The following is a 19,070-nucleotide window of genomic DNA, read 5'->3' on the forward strand; positions in this document are numbered from 1 at the left end:
CTGTTTTCCAGCGATTATTTCACTGCAGGATCTTCATTTTGTTACACCTGCCAAAGTATGTGCAGAGAGTATCCGGTTATCCTCACAAATTCGCCTGCCTAGCAAATTACGGTGATATTTTGATGACACGGTCACGGCTTGGAGAACACTTATTTTACGTCGTGAAGCAAACGCGGTATGAGTAACTAAATAATAACACTCATAATAAAAACCACACTGGCAAGCAAGGAAATACTCGGGCTGTGTCCGGCCCGGGATGTTTTAGGGACGATAGTGCAATGAAAAAACAGACTTCTGTCATCCGGCGTATGTACGCGGGTTTCGCCGTGATGATCGGCCTCTTCGCGACCACCAGCACACTGACGCTGATGGAAACCAAAACCATCTATGGGCAATTAGAGTCGGTAAACACCGAGTCCGTTCCGTTAGTCACCATTTCCAGTCAGGCCAATGTGGAACTTCTGGTCGCCGACAAAGTGTTTAAAGATTTTCTGACCACCAATGATCAGAACCGAATGCAGCAATATGAAAGTCAGTTTACTGAGTCTTACGATCATTTCAGGCAAACCCTGGCAACGCTTATCGATACCGCGAAAGATTACCCTTCGCTGAGCAGCCAGCTGGAAGCCTTGAAAGCATTAGAAGACAGATACTTTACCCAGGCCCAGGTTGCCATGAGCAACTACCGTGACCAGCTAGCTGCCAATGAAGCTCGTCAGCAATCCATTCGCCGCTTTCAGCAGTTGCATCGCGACCTCAATGTGCGGATGAAAGATGTCATTGCCGATCGCAGCCGGGTGTCTGAGCTGATGCTGGCGAAAAGTTACTTCGACAAACTCGGTCAGACAGAAGCCATCACTTCTGATGCTCTGGCGTCCAGTGATGTTGAAAAAATTAATGACGCGATAAAAAACAATAAACGCCTGGTTAACCATCTCAGTAATTCTTACCGCACACTGACCTCAATGATCCCCGATCTCAAGCGGACTTTTGACTCGTCGATTGGGCAATACAATCAGGATATAGGTCAGCCAGGCGGTGTGCTGGATGTGCATTTTAACTATATTCAGGCTCAGGAACGCCTCTATACCAGTATCAGTAATCTGGCGGCAGAAATTAACAATGCTAATTCTTTGCTTGAAAGCTTCCGCAGCCAGGCAAGAGGTGACATGAATACGGCCATCGCTCAGGCAGATGAGTCTTACCAGACAGGTGTGAGAAATACCGTTCTGTTGGGCAGCCTGGCCGCGTTTCTGGCCGTCGTTATCGGCTGGTTCCTGGCACGTAATGTCAGACAACCGCTGGCTTCCACCCTGACCACACTGGAAGCACTGACAGCAGGCGATATGACAAAGCGCATTACAGACAACACATTCGCTGAGTTCGGGCAATTGAGCCACCACATCAATACGCTGGCTGACCATCTGCAGCAACTGCTGAGCCAGTTGAGCGATGCCTCTGCCGAGCTGACGGAAGTCGCGACCCAGAACCAGACCACCACAGCCGACGCCAAAGATCGCCTGAACGAACAGCGCCAGCAAACCGCATCCGTCGCGACAGCAATGACAGAAATGGAGCATTCTGTGGCTCAGGTGACACAAAGTGCCCAGCACACTCTGGATAAAGTGAAAAATGTCGAATCAGCCGCGGCAATAGGCCGCGGTGTGATGGGCCGTAATATTTCCACCACCCATCAATTGTCTGAGCAGTTGGATCAGTCCGTGCAAGCGGTGAACCAGCTTCAGCAAATGAGCAGTAATATCGGCAGTATCCTGGATGTGATCCGCACTATTGCCGATCAGACCAACCTGCTGGCACTGAATGCGGCTATTGAGGCCGCCCGCGCCGGTGAGCAAGGCCGGGGTTTTGCGGTCGTTGCTGATGAAGTGCGCATTCTTGCTCAGAGAACCACAGACTCCACAGGCGAGATTGAATCCATGATTCAAGAGCTGCAGTCCAGCTCGAGCCAGGCGGTTCAGGTGATTGAAAGCTGTGTTAACGAAATGGAAGACAGCGTCAACCAGACGTCGGAAGCCAGCAGCGCGATGGAAGAAATTGAAGCCATCATTATTGAAATCAGCGATATGAGCAGCCAGATAGTCCAGGCTACCGAAGAGCAGCGCAGCACCACGGCCAGTATTGCCCGTAGCCTGGAAGACATCAGTGAAATTGCCGATGCCAACCTTGCAGCGATGGAAAGCGTCACCAGTGCCAGCCTGAAACTGGATCATCAGGCCAAAGAGCAAAACGCCCTGGTTCAGCGATTTACCCTCTGATCAATACAATCACGCTCAAACGGCCAGAACGCGTTTCTGGCCTTTTTATAGTGTCTGTCCCGTCACACAACCATGTCTGTCCCGTCATAACCAGCGACAAGCACAGTTACTGATACTTTTATCTGCTTCGCAATTGCGGCAGATTGGTTTACTATGCGCCACCCAAAAATTTCAGCGCAGTCTACCAGGCAACTATGTCCGCCAACGCCCTATATACAGACCTTTCAGGCTATTACGACTTAATGTGTGTCGACATCGATTATCAGGCCCAAAGCCACTGTATTCGCCGGCTCCATCAATTGTTCGGTAACAACGGAAAGACCCATCTTGATCTGGCCTGCGGAACAGGACCGCATGTTCGGCATTTCATTGATTATGGCTATCAGAGCAGCGGACTGGATATCAATCAGCCGATGCTGAATATTGCCGCCACACGCTGCCCGGAAGCACAGTTCACTCGACAAAACATGAGTGATTTCAATATCACTTCCCCGGTCGACTTGATCACCTGTTTCCTGTATTCCATTCATTACAGCGATGGCATTGAAAAGTTGAAAGACTGTATCGCCCGCGTGCACAGTGCATTAAGCGATCAGGGGATGTTCTGCTTTAACGTGGTCGACAAAGATAAAATCAATAACGATTTATTTGTCAGGCACACTGCCCAGCACGACGGCAGCCAGTTCACTTTCCACTCTGGCTGGCATTATTGCGGCGACGGCGAAAAACAGTCGTTAAAGCTCAGCATCGAAAAAAGCACGGCTGAAGAAACCCACAAGTGGCATGACGAACACCCCATGGTCGCTGTCACTATCAATGAATTAAAAGACATACTGCAGCCCTACTTTGATGTGCATGTCTTTGAACATGACTATGAGAAAATCATCCCTTGGGATAACAGCTCAGGCAATGCCCTTTTCGCTTGCGTGAAAATCTGACTCTGATGGGCATCATTCACGTTGATTGTGAGTGATGTTCATTTGATTGGCTTATTGGCAGCAACTATAAAACCGCTTCATTACCCCAGAGGCCAACTTGGTGTCCAAAACCCATGTTGGCCCCGCTTTAAAGGCGTCTATTTACCTCGTTCTATACTGTATCTGACTTGTCCGTAGGCGCTTTAGACATACAGACTCTGTTCTTCTGAGCCTGATTTATTCCCAATAATTATACTAAATCTGCTCTTTCATCCCGACATTCGTATGAGCCCATTTCGAATTCCCGGCAAATCCAAGGCCGGTTTTCATAGATGGTACACATAAAAGTTTCCCGGTTTAGCGCCGAACACCAACCGTCGGCCAGACGCAACATGGTTTCACCGCCCCATTCATCAGTGGCAATGTGCTGTTCTGGAACGCCAGTATCAGTAATGATCATAACTTCTAAGCGGCAACAGCAAGCCTGACAAGTAGAGCAAGAAACTTCAGGAACAGCGATGTTTTTTATTGGAATGGTCATGAATATCTTCAGCAAATACAGTAACGGCATAATACGCTAATTCGCACCGTTTTACCGAAATAGATGGCCAGGCGACAATAAGGACCATTTTGGGATGTACCAGCGATGTACCGGGACAGACACGTCAACAGTCGTACCAGAACCAGTCGTACAAGGACAGGCACATGAGATTTTGACATCAGTTCTACAAGGACAGACACCTGAAGAAAAAAACAACGTCATCAATTTCATGAGATTCTGACCCAGATCCCCACTTCGTGATTTGCTCCTTTTTTCGGCCAGCACAGACATATACTGTATATTCATCCAGCTCAATTGTTGTGACTCCCAATGACGACAGCACGCAGCCAACTTATCAGTATAGAAGCTACGCCCTACTACCATTGTGTTTCCCGCTGTGTTCGCCGCTCCTTTCTTTGCGGCTACGATGAACTGACCAAGACCAGCTATGAACACCGGCGGGGGTGGGTTGAGAAACGCTTGAAACGGATTGCCAGTGTCTTTTGTGTGGATGTTTGCGCCTACGCCATTATGAGCAATCACTACCATGTCGTTCTGCATATCAACAAGGATCAGGCCCACCGCCTCTCGAACCATGAAGTTATAGAGCGCTGGCTCACCTTACATCGCGCCCCTGTGCTGATTCAGCGGTTTTTAAAGCACGAAGCCTTATCCGAGGCCGAACAGTCTGCTTGCTTAACCATCATCAAAACCTGGCGCGAGCGGCTTTGTTCCATCAGCTGGTTCATGCGCCTGCTCAATCAGTACATCGCCAGCAAAGCCAATCAGGAAGACGACTGCACTGGCCACTTTTGGGAAGGTCGCTTCAAAAGCCAGGCATTGCTGGATGACAATGCTTTAGCTGCCGCCATGGCGTACGTCGATTTAAACCCGATCCGGGCCGGTATCGCGGAGACACCGGAAACCTCCTCCTACACTTCCGTAAAAGCGCGCATTAAATCGCGTCAAAAGAACGAAACAACGGCGCCCAATCTGTTTCCCTTTGCAGGCACCTCGCGTAACAACATGCCTGAAGGACTGCCTTTTCACCTATTCGATTATATTGAACTGGTTGAGTGGACCGGACAGCAAATCAGGGAAGGAAAACATCACCATATCCGCTCTACGCAGCATCCCATCCTTGAACGGCTCGGTTTACACTCTGATGTGTGGCTGAATATCTGCACCAAAATAGAAACAGGCATCCTCATTGGCACAGCCTCATCAATTCAAGCCGTTTTGCCGAAATTGAACCGGCAACGACGAACGGGTTTACAGATCCCTTAACCCATTCACAGCAAACAGATCCTCAACAGCGATACATTCGTATGCTGCTGCTCGCCTGGAAATCATGCCAGAGGCATACAATCTGACTTTGCATTCCAACACGCTGTAAATCAATACTTTTAACGGACTTTAAAAACCCTTCACCGAACTCAGTGAAGGATCTGCTGGCTTTATCTTTTGCATGACTGTCCTTAGTTGCATTTTTTAATGTGTCTGTCCTTGTAAATCGATTAACGTGACCAGATTAATGTGCCTGTCCTTATAATTCACCCCAAGCATTAACGTGACTGTCCTTCTAAATCAGTTAATCGACAAACAGCTCATCAAGCATGGGTTGGGGGTTATTCAGAAACGCTTTCGTAATCGCGTAGTGTTCCGTCTCTTCATATCTCACCGGGTGAATACCGGACGGGCCAATCTGATAAATCAGAGCGCCGGGATACGCCATGATCATGGGTGAATGGGTAGCAATAATGAATTGTGATTGATCCTGAACCAGCTGATGCATTCGACTGAGCACCGACAGTTGGCGCATAGGGGATAAAGCAGCTTCAGGCTCGTCCAGTATATATAAGCCCTTACCGCCAAACCGCTCGACCATTAATGACAGAAATGACTCACCATGCGACTGGTGATGAAGGGATACGCCACCGTATGAATCAATCACAGGCGGCCCGAAACCTGGCGCTTCGTCCAGTTCATCAATATGGGTCGAGACATTGTAAAAACTTTCAGCCCGGAGAAAAAAGCCGTCCTTATAACGCCTGAACGACTTGTTGTAGCGGATAGACTTATACAATTCAGAATGCGTACTTCGGGTCGAGAAATTGAAATTCTTCGTTCCCCCTTCTGCGTTGAACCCCATACCGACAGCAATGGCTTCCAGCAAGGTTGATTTGCCGCTGCCATTTTCACCGACAAAAATTGTGACCTCCGGGCTGAAGTCGATTTTATCCAGGCCTTTTACTGCCGGAATACAAAACGGATAATGACCAAAAGAGTCAATTTTCTCTCGTTTCAGCTGAATATCTCTTAAGTACGGTAAAGGTTCCATCATCTGAATCTAGTGTCGAAATAATCTGAATTGAGCCGTATAAACTCTCCAAATTCAAGGAAAATCACCTGATGTGATGGTATTGATGCGAAAACGCTGCAGTTGCACAGCACCACGCCTGGAGTCCATTTCGGTAACAGTCATGAGTTGGCTATCCTGTTCTCAGAAGATGAGCTGGCTGTAACTGAATAAGCTGCATCAGCCTTTTCGCCTTTATCGTGCAAAAAACGCTGGTACAGAAATGGGCTGATATCCACACTGGTTGGTTCGCCGCGTACCAGTTCATTCAATAATTTACCTGTAATCGCAGAAGTCAGCATACCGGTTCTGAAGTGACCGCAAGCCGTCAGATAACCCGCAATACCGGGCACTGGCCCCAGAATTGGCAACTCGTCCGGGGAGCCGGGACGTAATCCGGCCCAGCAGCGTTTAATGTTCATGTCGCGCAATTGAGGAATCGTCTTCATCGCGCCCCGGGCCAAGGATTTAAGCTGGTTCAAATCTGTGCGGGTGTCGTAACCACACTCTTCTGTGGTTGAGCCAATCAGGATCTCGCCATTGTCTTTCTGCGCAATATAGCAGTCGCTGGTGGTAATACAGCTATTGAGTATTTTGGGCAATCTTTCAGACACCAGCACCTGTCCTTTGACCGGGAAAACCGGCATCTGCATGCCCGTCGCCCACAGATTGATCTGCTCAGCCCATGCCCCGGCTGCATTGATGACCATACCGGCGCTTAATTTACCCCGGGACGTCTGCACGCCCGTCACCCGATGACCTTGTCGCTCAATCGCTGTGATCGAGGTATTGAGGTACAAATCCACACCGTTCTGGCGCGCGGCTTCCACATAGGCATCATTCAGCCGATAAGGGTTGATCTGGTGGTCGGTATCGAACTCCATCGCGCCAATGGCGTCCGGCGCTATATTCGGCTCTTCTGCCAGCAGCGTGGCTTTATCTAGCCAGCGAATGTGTTGCTGACGGTCTGGCACAGCAGCGGCAATATGTTCAGCGTAAATACGATCATATTGATCAAACAATACAAACTTCAGCCCTGTTTTTTCAAATTTCATATCGACACCGTGTTTCTCCAGCAGCTCCTGATTTAAAGCCGGATACATCGCATTTGACATCATCGCCAGGTCAAAAAAAGGCTTAGGCATGATATGTGGCTTCATGGCTGAAGCATCCGATACATCTGCCCCTTGCCGGAGTTGTTTTGACAGCGTTTTAAACAGAATGACTCCACAGCCCAAACCCGTTGATTCACCCATTGCCCACAACCCGCCGGCAGAAGCACGGGACGCGTTGCCCGGTTTCTTGAAATCGACCAGCGCAATATTCAGATCCCGGTTGCGGCTTAACGCAAAGGCCACCGCTCCGCCAATCACCCCACCGCCGCAAATCACAACATCATAGTGCTTCATTATTCGTTCTCCATGGCAGCAAAGGGAATGGGATCTAATGGGAATCTGACTCTGAACTGACCCTGTTCGCGGTGAAAGCCTTCACTCGCTAACCTGTCATGGCAATAATGACTGCAGGTTTTTCCCTGACAGTCTCCCATAGTGACACGGGTCCGCATTTTCAGGCTCACGCTATCCCGGCAGCCTTCGGCAATCGCTTTGTCTATGGCAGAACGCTTTACCTGTTCGCAGCGACAGATCACAGTCTCGGCGTCGGGCAGGTTCAACAGCCCTTTTTTACGCTGATTAGCACGGTCAAAAGCACCGCGGAAACGGTACAAACGCTTGAGCGTCTTCTGCAGTTCAGAGAGACGTTCTGCTACGTCTGCCGCCTTGTCCGGATACAGCTCTGCCACCAACGCCAGGGCCGCGATCTGACCTTCCACAATGGCGACATCCGCCCCGGCGAAACGGGCAGAGTCACCGGCACAGAAAATATTCGTGCGGCTACTGCGCTGATAGGCATCTGTTACCGGAATCAGTCCGCTGAATTCATCCATTCTGACCTCAAGATCCATTAGCTGAGCCAGCTGGGACCGGGATACAAAGCCGTAACCCACGCCCAGTAAATCGGCCTCTATCCACTGTATTTTCTGCTGATCGGCTTCCCAGTTGCTGTTATAGGGTGCAACGGCCACACGCTCCAGACTGACACTGCCTTTCGCTTTCACTATCCCCCAGCCATAGTTCACCGGTACTTGATGCAGCCTGAGATAGGCCAGCAGCGACAGACCTTCCAGCGCCATCTGCGGGCGATTAAGCAGCGCTATCACCTCCTTACTCATCGCACTGAAAGATGTGGCGTCATAGACACCTTTCACTTCAACTCCTGAGCGGAGCAGCTGACAGGCAAGCAATATCAATAACGGGCCTGTCCCGGTTAATACCGCCTGCCTGCCAGGGCGCACTAATCCGCTTTTGAGCTGCAGCTGGATGCCACCAGCCAGCATCACTCCCGGTAACTGCCAGCCCGGAAAAGGAATGCTCCGTTCCTGACAGCCCGTTGCCAGAAAAAGATAATCAAAGTCCTGAGCAGAAAGCCTGTCATGGCGGGACAGCAGCAGTTGACTGCCGGCTAACGGGCCAAGCACCCGCGTCTCGGTCAGAAGTTCGATATTGTGCTGGTGCTCCGCCACCAGGGCCTGCTGCAAAGCGATGTTCTTTTGCAGGCTTTCATCCAGATGCGGCATGGTTTGTGTTGCCCGCCAGGGGCCGCGATAGATAACACCGCCGGCTTTGGGCGATTCGTCAATGACCGTTGATCGTATGCCAAATGCCGACAAAGTGGATGCTATCGACATGCCTGCAGGACCGGCACCGACAATCACGATATTCTCAGGCATGCTCACTGTCCCCTTCGATAACCCGATTGCGACAGGTGCGGATTTTCATGCTGGGCTGGACCAGTGTCTGGCAGGCACGCTGCTTATGACGGCCATTAATTTCAACCAGGCAGCAATGGCAAACGCCCATACCGCAAAAAGCCCCTGAAGATGCGCCAAAATCATTTTTCATCAAACGCCTGAACTCACTGGCTAATAATGTGCTCAAGACACTTTCACCGGGTACCGCTTTCACCTCAATATCATTCACTGACACACAAAACGTGTTGTCTTTGAGCGGCGTAATATCTTGTGTTCTGGTTATAGATGCCATTTTATACTCTGTCTCTTGTAGGTAAGGTAAGAACTGCCACTGCTTTGCACTTAATTTTAGTGAAACCATGGGCATATATTTACGTTACCACTTCGCCAGATTATGCGATTGTTTTCGATCAATGTTTGGTGTGATCAGGCGATGCTTAACCGCAACACCAGCGCAGACAGGGCAATGAATGCAAACGATTGCGGTTTGAGAGGGTAAATAGGCAATACGGCTTTACTTAGTCACGCCATACTTTTAGAATCGGGCGAATTTTCTGGAGGGAGCTACTATGACGTCGATCACTATCACACGTCCGGACGACTGGCACGTACACCTGCGCGATGGCGATGTACTGAAGGATACGGTTCGGGACATCAGCCGTTATATGGGACGGGCTATCATCATGCCTAACCTTGTTCCTCCCGTAACTGATACCTCTGCCGCTCTTGCTTACCGTGATCGCATTCTGGCTGCTCAGCCAAGTGAAACCTTCTCTCCTTTGATGGTGCTATACCTCACCGATAACACAACACCTGACGAGATTCGCAAAGCCAAGGCCAGTGGTCATGTGTACGCGGCAAAGCTCTATCCTGCCGGGGCAACCACTAACTCTGATTCAGGCGTCACCGACATCAACAAACTGCTGCCCACCATGGAAGCCATGCAGGAACTGGGTATGCCGCTGCTGATTCATGGCGAAGTAACCAAGCACGATGTGGACATTTTTGACCGTGAAAAAGTCTTTCTCGACACTGTGCTGGCGCCTATCGTCGCTGCCATGCCAAACCTGAAAGTGGTGCTTGAACACATTACCACCAAAGATGCCGTCGACTTCGTCAACAATGCCGGGCCGAACGTGGGCGCAACAATTACCGCTCACCATTTGCTGTATAACCGCAACCATATGCTGGCTGGCGGCATCCGTCCGCACTTTTACTGCCTGCCTATTTTAAAGCGCAACACCCATCAGGAAGCGCTGATTGCAGCAGCTACCAGCGGCAGCAAAAAATTCTTCCTGGGCACAGATTCAGCGCCGCATGCGAAGGGCAAAAAAGAAGCCGCCTGTGGCTGTGCCGGCTCTTATACGGCCCATGCTGCCATTGAGCTGTACGCAGAAGTTTTCGAGCTGGCAGGCGCACTCGACAAGCTGGAAGGGTTTGCCAGCCATAATGGCCCTGACTTCTACGGCCTGCCTCGCAACCATGACACTATCACCCTGACCAAACAAAGCTGGGCGGTGCCGGACACCATGGAATTCGGTGCCGATCAGGTGGTGCCTATCCGGGCCGGCGAACAAATCGGCTGGCAAGTAGCACAGTAATCTGCTTTGCCCTGGTAAAAAGGCTCCTGCGTCGGAGCCTTTTTCTCATCCAATCTGTTCTCACTGCAAACAATCCGCTTGCTTCATCCCCCAACACGATTAGAGTATAAAAAACAATCACTTTTTGGAGAGGTGTCTGTGACTGGTTATGAATCTATCCCCTCGCTTGTCATCTTCGCCGTACTGGGCTGGGTCGCCCTGAACGCCATCTTTTTCTTTTCTCACCGCTGGCGGCTGTTTTCAGACATTACCTGGATCCTCCTGCTGGGACTGATCTACGGCGCGGTTTCCGCAATGCCAGGTTCCAACTTGCCGGACCTGGTATTGGAGCCGCATGTTGTGCTGTATCTTTTCGTGCCGTTGCTGGTGTTTTCATCTACCCAGTGTATTTGTCTGTTTCATTTCAGGCAGGTGCTGATCCCCGCGTCACTGGCCGGCTCCTTAGGTATATTGATCAGCATGTTGGTGATTGCGGCCGCTATACACTGGCTGCTCGGGGTACCCTTGATGCCTGCGTTGTTGTTCGGGGTTATCATTTCTGCCACCGATCCTTTGGCAATCAGCGCCTTATTCAAAGATAACCAAAGCGTGACCGAAAACCAGAAACTGCTGATTGAAGGGGAATCCATACTGAACGACGGTTTTGTGGTCACTGTGGCCAGTATTCTTTCCTTAGTGATTTTCAGTGGGACTGAATTTGATTTGACAAGCAGCAGCCTGAGTTTAGTGTCGCATGTGGTGGGGGCTTTGGCGGTCGGTGTAGTGCTCGGGCGCGGGGCTCGCTGGCTGCTGACATTACTCCATGAGCGGCATTACACCTTAACAACCAATATCACGCTGGCATTGGCATATGGCAGTTTTGTGCTGGCTGAAGAAATGCATTTTTCCGGAATTCTGGCCGTGTTTGCCGCGGCACTGGCTTACGGTTACAAGCCTTATCAGGATGATGCCAATCATCTTGCCCATCAGGAGATCTGGGAGTACCTGGATTATGTCGCCAACGCGCTGCTTTTCTTCCTGCTCGGTTCCAGCGTGTTTACTCTGCTGTCTCCCGATGTCTTGTCCGCCGTTATCATACTGTTATCCATAGTGCTGCTTTTTTCGGCACGGTTTATTTCGCTTTGGCTGATGCTGCCTGTCCTGCGTATAGATTCGAAAAAACTGTCGCGGCTTGATTTCTGGCTGCTGAATTTCTCAGGTGCACGTGGTGCGGTATCCATTGCCCTGATCCTGATGCTGCCGGCAGACTTCAGCTACAAACCTTTGTTTCTGACGATGGCGATCAGCATGATTCTGTTTTCTCTGATTGTTTATCCGGTGATTACCAAGCGTATGCTGGCCCAAAGCAGCGCCATCCGTGAGTCGGCGTCATAACACCTCGTTAATCACCGTCCGCCCCGCGAGAAACGGGGAGGACGGCAGATAATGATGTTTGAAGAATCAGCATGAAAATACTGACCAGGCTGATTCTCTGAGCTCAGGGTTACCCCTCACGGCCCGGCAACGGGACGCTGTGGAATAACCGGTACAGCACAGGCACCACGATCAGGGTCAGTATGGTCGCAAAACCCAGGCCGAACATGATGGTCACTGCCATCGGCTTAAAGAACACATCCGGCAAGAGTGGAATCATACCCAGAATAGTAGTGATCGCTGCCATGCAGACCGGGCGAACCCGGCTGACAGCGGCCTCCACCACCGCCTGGTATTTGTCTTTACCGCTGCTGATTTCGATCTCGATCTGATCCAACAGCACGATACCGTTTTTCACCAGCATGCCTGACAAACTCAAAAAGCCCAGCAGCGCCATAAAACCAAACGGGGTGTTCAGTAACAGCAGGCCAGAGGCCACCCCAATCACCGCCAGAGGCACAGTCGCCCACACAATCAGCGCCTCCTTCACCTTGTTAAACAGGAAGATAGTGATCAGGAACATCATCAGATAACCCATTGGCATCGAGCTGAACAACGAGGCTTTCGCATCGCCGGAGGACTCGTACTCGCCGCCCCACTCCAGCGCATAGCCCGGTGGCAGGTTCAGTGCTTCAATCGCTGGCTGGATCCGCTTTTGCACCGTCGCGGCCGTTTCATCGCCGAGCGGATCGGGGTCAGCCATGACTGTCAGTACCCGCTTTCTGTCTTTACGTGCAATGAGCGGATCTTCCCAGCGCAGATTCACAGCCGAGACCACTTGCTGCAAGGGCACATAGCCCTGCACCGCCGGACTCCAGATTTTCATCCCCTCAATGGTACTGATATCAACACGCTCCTGCTCCGGCAACCGGGCAACAATCGGCATCAGGGTGGTGCCCTCGCGGTAGATACCTACCGACAGGCCGGAAAATGCCATTTGCAGCAGATCATCGACATCTTTCTTGGTGATACCGTAGCGGCGGGCCTGGCTTTCGTTGAAAACCGGCTCAAGCACTTTGGTGCGCTCTCGCCAGTCATGACGTATGTTGGCGGTGCCTGCGTCGGCCTGCATGATGTCAGTAACCTCTTTGGCCAGGCCGCGGAGCACAGTCGGATCCGGGCCGATCAGACGGGCTTCAATTTTCGCGCCCGAAGACGGGCCAAGCATGATTTGCTTGAGCTTGTATTCGACATCCGGGAAGCCCTTGCCAATGATCGTCTGGACCTGAGACATAGCCGGCAGCACATCATCAAACTGCTTCACCCGGATAATCAGCTCACCGTATGCGGCATAACTTTTCTCGGGTGAATAGGTCAGCATAAAGCGCTGTGAGCCTTTGCCCGCACTGGTACTGACGTAATCAATGCTGTCATCTTGCTCAATTTTCTGCTGCAACTGTTTCAGCACATCATTCGTCGCCCGGATGTCTGTCCCTTCTGGCAACCAGATATCCACCATGAACATAGGTGACGTTGACGCGGGGAAGAAAGATTGCTTAATCAGTGTGAAGCCGTACAGGCTCACCCCCAGCATGACCACCAGCGATATCACCGTCAGCCAGGCGCGTCGCATACACAGCTCAAGAAACTGCCGGTACCAGACAAAAAACCTGCCTTTGTAGGGATCATCCTCTTCGCCTTCGACAGCCACTTTTTGCGATTTAAAAAACAGATCGGCGAAAAAAGGCGTCAGAGAGATAGCGGTGAACCAGCTCAGCATCAGAGAAATAAGCAGCACGGTAAACAAAGTACGGGTGTATTCACCGGTCGAGTCCTGCGATAAGCCGATAGGCGCAAACGCCATGACGGCAATCACGGTCGCACCCAGAAGCGGCCATTTGGTTTGTGTGACTATGTCAGACGCCGCCTGCAGTCGGGTTCGCCCTTTCTGCAAACCAATCAGTATGCCTTCAACCACCACAATGGCATTATCGACCAGCATCCCCAGGGCAATGACCAGTGCTCCCAGTGAAATGCGCTGTAAGTCGATAGCCATCCATTTCATAAACACAAAAGTGGCAAGCACGGTTAACAGCAAAATCAGCCCGATAAGAAGACCGGATCGCAATCCCATGAAGAACAGCAGGACCACAATGACAATCACCACGGCCTGGCCCAGGCTCACCACAAAACCGCTGACCGATTTATCCACTTCTGTCGGCTGGCTGTACACCACGCCGATATCTATGCCCACCGGCTGCTGCACTTTCAGTTCAGCAAGACGGCTCATCACTCGCTTGCCGCCTTCGACCACATTTATACCGGAAACAAAAGCGATCCCCAGGTTCAGGGCTTGCTTGCCGTTATAGCTGACCAGGTTATCCGGAACTTCCTTGAATCCGCGTTCAATCGTGGCGACATCTCTGAGGTAAATCAGCCCCTGAGAGCCGGAGTCTTTGATGATCAGATCGCCCAGCGCCTCCGTATTCCGGAATTCACCTGTGGTCTGCACTCGGATATATTCATCCCCGACGCGAATGGCACCGGCACTGGTCACCAGATTCTGCTGCTGCAAGGTGCCATAAATCGTCTGCGGTGAGATCCCCAGATTACTGAGCCGCTGCATGGAGATTTCAATAAACACCTGCTCCTGCTGCGTGCCCGTGACCTGTACTTTACCCACACCATCAACCAGTTCCAGCTCCCGGCGAAGGTAATCCACATAATCGTTTAACTCACGATAGCTATAACCCTCCCCGGTCACCGCCAGCAGAATGCCGTACACATCACCAAAATCATCCACCACTTTGGGTGTGCCGACACCGGGTGGCAGGCTGGGTTTCAGATCATTGACCTTACGTCGCAGTTCATCCCAGATCTGCGGCAGATCGTCCGGACCATAATTATTTTTCATGGTCACTGTGATCTGAGACAAATCCCGGCTTGAGATAGAGTTCACTTCATCCACGTAAGGTAGCTGACCGATGGCTTTCTCTATCGGATAAGTCACCTCTTCCTCAACCTGCTGCGCGGTCGCACCAGGATAAAAGGTCACCACCATGGCATCTTTTATCGTAAATTCAGGATCTTCCAGCCGGCCCAGTTCAAGAAATGCCATTGTGCCACCGATCAGAAAGATCAGGGTCAGCATCCAGCTGATGACTTTGTTTTTAATAAAGTATGTAGCGATATCCTGTTTCATCACTTCACTGCCTCCTGACCGACAACAGTCACATGCTGACCATCACGGAGGCGGTTGACGCCTTCAGTCACAATCACGTCGCCTTCCTGTAATCCGGACACAATACGCACACCATCCGGGACAACTTTATCTGTTACAACCTGGCGCTTTGTCACTGTATTACCGTCATTCACTACCCACACAAATTTGTTGGCCGGGTTGATAGCATCGCCGTCTTGATTGAACACGGCACTGAGCGGAATCACCGCTTCATCCGAGCGATAAACCTGTATTTTCTGTCCGTCCACTTTTACCTCGACCGAAGTGCCATCGAGAATGAATTGCGCTTCCGGCATTGGCATGGTGAGCGTGACCTTGAAAGAGCCCAGTTCAGGATCCGGCTCTGTCGTAAACTCTTTCAGATACGCGGTATATTCTGTTCCGTCATCCAGTATCACTTTGGTGCCCGGCCGCTTATTTTGTACCTGCCTGGCGGTGCTTTTTGAATAAATCATGTCCGGGGCCTGGATCAGGATATCCACGTCAGTCGCGCTATGGATATTCATGACAGCCTCGCCCACCTGGACGTTTTCAAACTGCTCAACAGGTACACGAGAGATCACCCCGCTGAAAGGGGCGTGCAATGCGGTGAAGGTCAGCCGTAACTTGGCCAGATTCAGCCTTGCCAGCGCGATTTGCCTTTGTGCAGCCAATTCATCGAACTGCGACTGGGCCAGATATCCTTGCCTGACCAGTGTGGCCGACCGGCGATATTGACTGTCCGCCAGACTGAATTTCGCCTGCGCATCATTGACTGTCAGCTGGTAATCGGTCGGATCAAGTTGCGCCAGCAACTGGCCTTTTTTCACAAACTCGCCAGGCTTGACGTTGACTTTGATCACTTCACCGGAGAGACGAAAAGACAGCACAGATTTATCTGCAGCCGCCGCGACGGCCGGGAAAGAGACAATCGGTGAACTTTGCTCCAGCCCCACCTGATAGACGCTCACAGATGGTGAAGCCTTAGGCTCGGGCTGCGGCGCCTGACCACAGCCAACAAGCAACCACGGCAATAGCCAGAAAGCTGAACGTAATAAGGTACTTTTCATCTCAGAGACCCCGCTCCTTGACCCATTCACGTACGATCTGGCCTTCTTTCAGCTCAGTCACGCCAGACGCTGCAATAACCGCACCGTCTTCTAATCCGCTGACCACGCGGGATTGTTCATCCAGCACCACTTCAACTTTGCTGACTTTGCCATCATCAGCCACCCGCCACACATAAGTGCTGCCGTTTTCCCGCACAATCGCCCGTGCGGGCAATGAACCTGCCCCGGTTTGCGGTAACGCAATTTTCACTTGCGCTGCCATACCGGGAAGCAGGTTTTGATCAACCGGTTTTTCCATGGTCAGTGTGACCTGGTAACTGGAGGTTTTAGTGTCGGCTTCGGTGTCAATTTCCTTCAGGTTGGCCTGGAACACCTGATCCGGGATGGTATCGAAGATCACCTGGGCAGATCGCTCGTCACCGGATCGCATACGGTTAAGCAGTTGCTGAGGTAACTGGAAACTGACATTAAGCAGCCCTTCGCTCTGAATATGCATCACCGGCTGTTTCGCCGAAACATATTCATAATTGTTGGCCATGGAAATAGAGACTACCCCATCGTAAGGCGCCATCAGGGTAGCGTATTTCAGGTTGGCTTCCTGTTTATCCAACTCTGCTCTGGCCTGATTTCGGGCTGCCGTTGACTGGTCAAAGTCCAGTTCGGACACCACATTGGTTTTCAGCAATTCAGCATTTCGCTGGTACTGAACCTGAGCCAGGTTGTAATTGGCTTTGGCCTGTTCAACCAGCAAGGTCAGCTCATCGGTTTTCAGCTTCGCCAGACGCTGGCCTTTTTTCACCTCTTGGCCATCGCGCACATCCACACTTTCCAATACCCCCGATACCCTGAATGCCAGCACCGCTTTATCACCGGCTTCCACCTGGGCGGGAAATGTCCGGTAACCCTGGCTGTCACCGACATCAACAGTTAACAACTTAACCGGTCGGGATACGGGTTCGGGCACAGATTTTGTTTCCTCACTGCAAGCGGTGAGCATGCTCACCGACAGAGTCAGGGCCAGCAGAGTGAGCCTCATTCAATGCCTCTCCAATTCAATAGGTCCGATTTATTCAACATTTTGTTGTTAGCCACGGGTCAACATAGCAAAAAAATGCCATTTTATTGTTTGCTTCCTTAATCAAAGGTTAAACCAGTGCAAAAAAAAAGGAGCCAAACGGCTCCTTTTTATTTCAAAATATTTCAGCAGATAACACTGCAGGCGTGTTACACATCCATTTCAGCGATTTTGACTTTCCAGATGTCAGGACCGGTCTGGTGCGCATTCACACCGTCTGAATCGACGGCGACCGTGACAGGCATATCCTGCACTTCAAATTCATAGATAGCTTCCATGCCCAGGTCTTCAAAAGCCACAACGCGCGATTTCTTGATAGCTTTCGCCACCAGGTACGCCGCGCCGCCCACTGCCATTAAATACACGGCCTTGTGATTTTTAATTGACTCAATCGCCACAGGGCCACGCTCTGCTTTACCTATCATGCCAATCAGACCGGTTTCAGCCAGCATCATGTCGGTGAATTTATCCATGCGCGTCGACGTTGTCGGACCGGCAGGCCCCACGGCTTCGTCGCCCACTGCATCCACAGGGCCGACGTAATAAATGAAGCGGTTGTTGAAATCCACACCGTCTGGCAGGCCCTGTCCGCTGTTCAGCATTTCCTGAATACGCTTATGGGCAGCATCACGGCCAGTCAGGATTTTACCGGACAGCAGCACGGTTTCGCCGGACTTCCATTGCTGAATTTCCTCTTTGGTGATGTTGTCGACATTAACACGACGCACATTCTGGCCCACTTCCCAGGTCACTTCAGGCCAGTCTTCCAGCTTAGGCGGCGTCAGCTCTGCCGGACCGCTGCCGTCCAGGGTGAAATGCACATGGCGGGTGGCCGCACAGTTCGGGATCATGCAAACCGGCTTTGAAGCCGCATGCGTTGGTGCTGTCTTGATTTTGATATCCAGCACGGTCGTCATGCCGCCAAGGCCCTGGGCACCGATACCCAGCTTGTTGACGCGATCATAGATATCCAGACGCAGCTTCTCTTCGGCATTTTGCGGGCCGCGCTCTATCAGCTCATGAATATCAACCGCTTCCATCAGCGACTCTTTCGCCAGTACCGCGGCTTTTTCAGCCGTGCCGCCGATACCTATGCCCAGCATACCTGGCGGACACCAACCCGCGCCCATCAATGGCACCGTTTTTTCCACCCACTCGGCAATATCATCCGACGGGTTGAGCATCACCATTTTGGTTTTGTTCTCTGAGCCGCCGCCCTTGGCCGCCAGCTGAATTTCCACTTGGTTACCCGGTACCATGTCAATATGGACAACCGCAGGGGCATTGTCTTTGGTATTGATACGCGCTCCGGCAGGATCCGCAACAACCGATGCCCGCAAAGGGTTGATCGGGTTGTTGTACGCCTGACGCACACCTTCGTCGATCATTTCCTGAACGGTCAGATCGCTGTCCCACTGCACGTTCATACCAATTTTCACGAAACAGGTCACAATACCTGTGTCCTGGCAAATCGGACGATGGCCTTCGGCGGACATACGAGAGTTAATCAGAATCTGTGCCATGGCATCTTTCGCGGCCTGGCTCTGCTCTTTGTGGTAAGCTTTTTCAAGCGCCTGCACAAAATCCAGCGGATGATAGTAGGAAATGTATTGCAGCGCGTCTGCCACACTGCTGATAACATCTTCTTTACGGATGACGGTCATAGTTGCCCTCGTTGCTTATTGACGTATACGCGCCTGCAAATTGACGGGCCTGACCCGGACCTTATGCATGGTAGGGTGTCAGAGGCAGACCGAAATCTTGAGCTGAATCATCAATGCACAGGATAAAGCCGCGATGCAGACGTCGTATTTGTTTCTATGATACTCTTGCCCGCAATCTCGCG

Annotated in this window: 14 protein-coding genes; 5 read left to right on the top strand and 9 right to left on the bottom strand. The window is 51.3% G+C overall.

Annotated elements, in window-relative coordinates; translation table 11 throughout:
• Positions 1-278 precede the first annotated feature (278 nt).
• Both H511_RS0116590 and H511_RS0116595 read left to right on the top strand, forming a co-directional pair.
• Positions 279-2,276: a methyl-accepting chemotaxis protein gene (locus tag H511_RS0116590; protein WP_027253318.1), complete on the top strand. Its 1,998-nt coding sequence runs from the start codon at positions 279-281 to the stop codon at positions 2,274-2,276.
• A gap of 194 nt (positions 2,277-2,470) precedes the next feature.
• A complete protein-coding gene (locus H511_RS0116595; RefSeq protein ID WP_027253319.1) occupies positions 2,471-3,214 on the top strand; it encodes a class I SAM-dependent DNA methyltransferase in 744 nt (247 codons plus the stop codon).
• Between the two features lie 229 nt (positions 3,215-3,443).
• Here H511_RS0116595 and H511_RS0116600 read toward each other — a convergent pair whose 3' ends face one another.
• Entirely contained in the window at positions 3,444-3,734 is a 291-nt protein-coding gene (locus H511_RS0116600) for a YkgJ family cysteine cluster protein (protein ID WP_081669315.1), read from the bottom strand.
• A gap of 330 nt (positions 3,735-4,064) precedes the next feature.
• On the opposite strand from H511_RS0116600, the gene H511_RS0116605 reads away from it, so the two are divergent.
• Positions 4,065-5,021, top strand: coding sequence for a transposase (locus H511_RS0116605; protein WP_027253321.1), 957 nt, complete (start codon positions 4,065-4,067; stop codon positions 5,019-5,021).
• Between the two features lie 304 nt (positions 5,022-5,325).
• Here H511_RS0116605 and H511_RS0116610 read toward each other — a convergent pair whose 3' ends face one another.
• From H511_RS0116610 to H511_RS0116630, 4 genes are all read right to left on the bottom strand, one after another.
• A complete protein-coding gene (locus H511_RS0116610; RefSeq protein WP_237584056.1) occupies positions 5,326-6,078 on the bottom strand; it encodes an AAA family ATPase in 753 nt (250 codons plus the stop codon).
• 137 nt (positions 6,079-6,215) lie between these two features.
• Positions 6,216-7,502: an NAD(P)/FAD-dependent oxidoreductase gene (locus tag H511_RS23700; RefSeq protein WP_051288286.1), complete on the bottom strand. Its 1,287-nt coding sequence runs from the start codon at positions 7,500-7,502 to the stop codon at positions 6,216-6,218.
• Positions 7,502-8,884, bottom strand: a complete 1,383-nt coding sequence (locus H511_RS0116625; protein WP_027253323.1) for an NAD(P)/FAD-dependent oxidoreductase — start codon at positions 8,882-8,884, stop codon at positions 7,502-7,504. Before H511_RS0116625 ends, H511_RS23700 begins: the two co-directional genes overlap by 1 nt.
• Positions 8,877-9,197: a (2Fe-2S)-binding protein gene (locus tag H511_RS0116630; protein ID WP_027253324.1), complete on the bottom strand. Its 321-nt coding sequence runs from the start codon at positions 9,195-9,197 to the stop codon at positions 8,877-8,879. The genes H511_RS0116625 and H511_RS0116630 overlap by 8 nt, the downstream gene beginning before the upstream one ends.
• A gap of 277 nt (positions 9,198-9,474) precedes the next feature.
• Between H511_RS0116630 and pyrC the strand changes: the two genes are divergently transcribed.
• Together pyrC and H511_RS0116640 are read left to right on the top strand one after the other, a co-directional pair.
• Entirely contained in the window at positions 9,475-10,506 is a 1,032-nt protein-coding gene (gene pyrC, locus H511_RS0116635) for a dihydroorotase (RefSeq protein ID WP_027253325.1), read from the top strand.
• Positions 10,507-10,644: 138 nt separating this feature from the next.
• On the top strand, positions 10,645-11,880 hold the full coding sequence (locus H511_RS0116640) for a cation:proton antiporter (RefSeq protein ID WP_036759867.1): 1,236 nt from the start codon (positions 10,645-10,647) through the stop codon (positions 11,878-11,880).
• 109 nt (positions 11,881-11,989) lie between these two features.
• Here the strand turns inward: H511_RS0116640 and H511_RS0116645 are convergent, their stop codons facing one another.
• The 4 genes from H511_RS0116645 to H511_RS0116660 form a co-directional block, all read right to left on the bottom strand.
• Positions 11,990-15,061, bottom strand: coding sequence for an efflux RND transporter permease subunit (locus tag H511_RS0116645; protein ID WP_027253327.1), 3,072 nt, complete (start codon positions 15,059-15,061; stop codon positions 11,990-11,992).
• Positions 15,061-16,149: an efflux RND transporter periplasmic adaptor subunit gene (locus tag H511_RS0116650; protein ID WP_027253328.1), complete on the bottom strand. Its 1,089-nt coding sequence runs from the start codon at positions 16,147-16,149 to the stop codon at positions 15,061-15,063. Before H511_RS0116650 ends, H511_RS0116645 begins: the two co-directional genes overlap by 1 nt.
• Before the next feature lies 1 nt (position 16,150).
• Positions 16,151-17,185, bottom strand: coding sequence for an efflux RND transporter periplasmic adaptor subunit (locus H511_RS0116655; protein WP_027253329.1), 1,035 nt, complete (start codon positions 17,183-17,185; stop codon positions 16,151-16,153).
• 188 nt (positions 17,186-17,373) lie between these two features.
• Positions 17,374-18,888: a fumarate hydratase gene (locus tag H511_RS0116660; RefSeq protein WP_027253330.1), complete on the bottom strand. Its 1,515-nt coding sequence runs from the start codon at positions 18,886-18,888 to the stop codon at positions 17,374-17,376.
• Positions 18,889-19,070: the final 182 nt, after the last annotated feature.

The sequence above is a fragment of the Photobacterium halotolerans DSM 18316 genome, from assembly GCF_000425165.1.
Lineage (GTDB): Bacteria > Pseudomonadota > Gammaproteobacteria > Enterobacterales > Vibrionaceae > Photobacterium > Photobacterium halotolerans.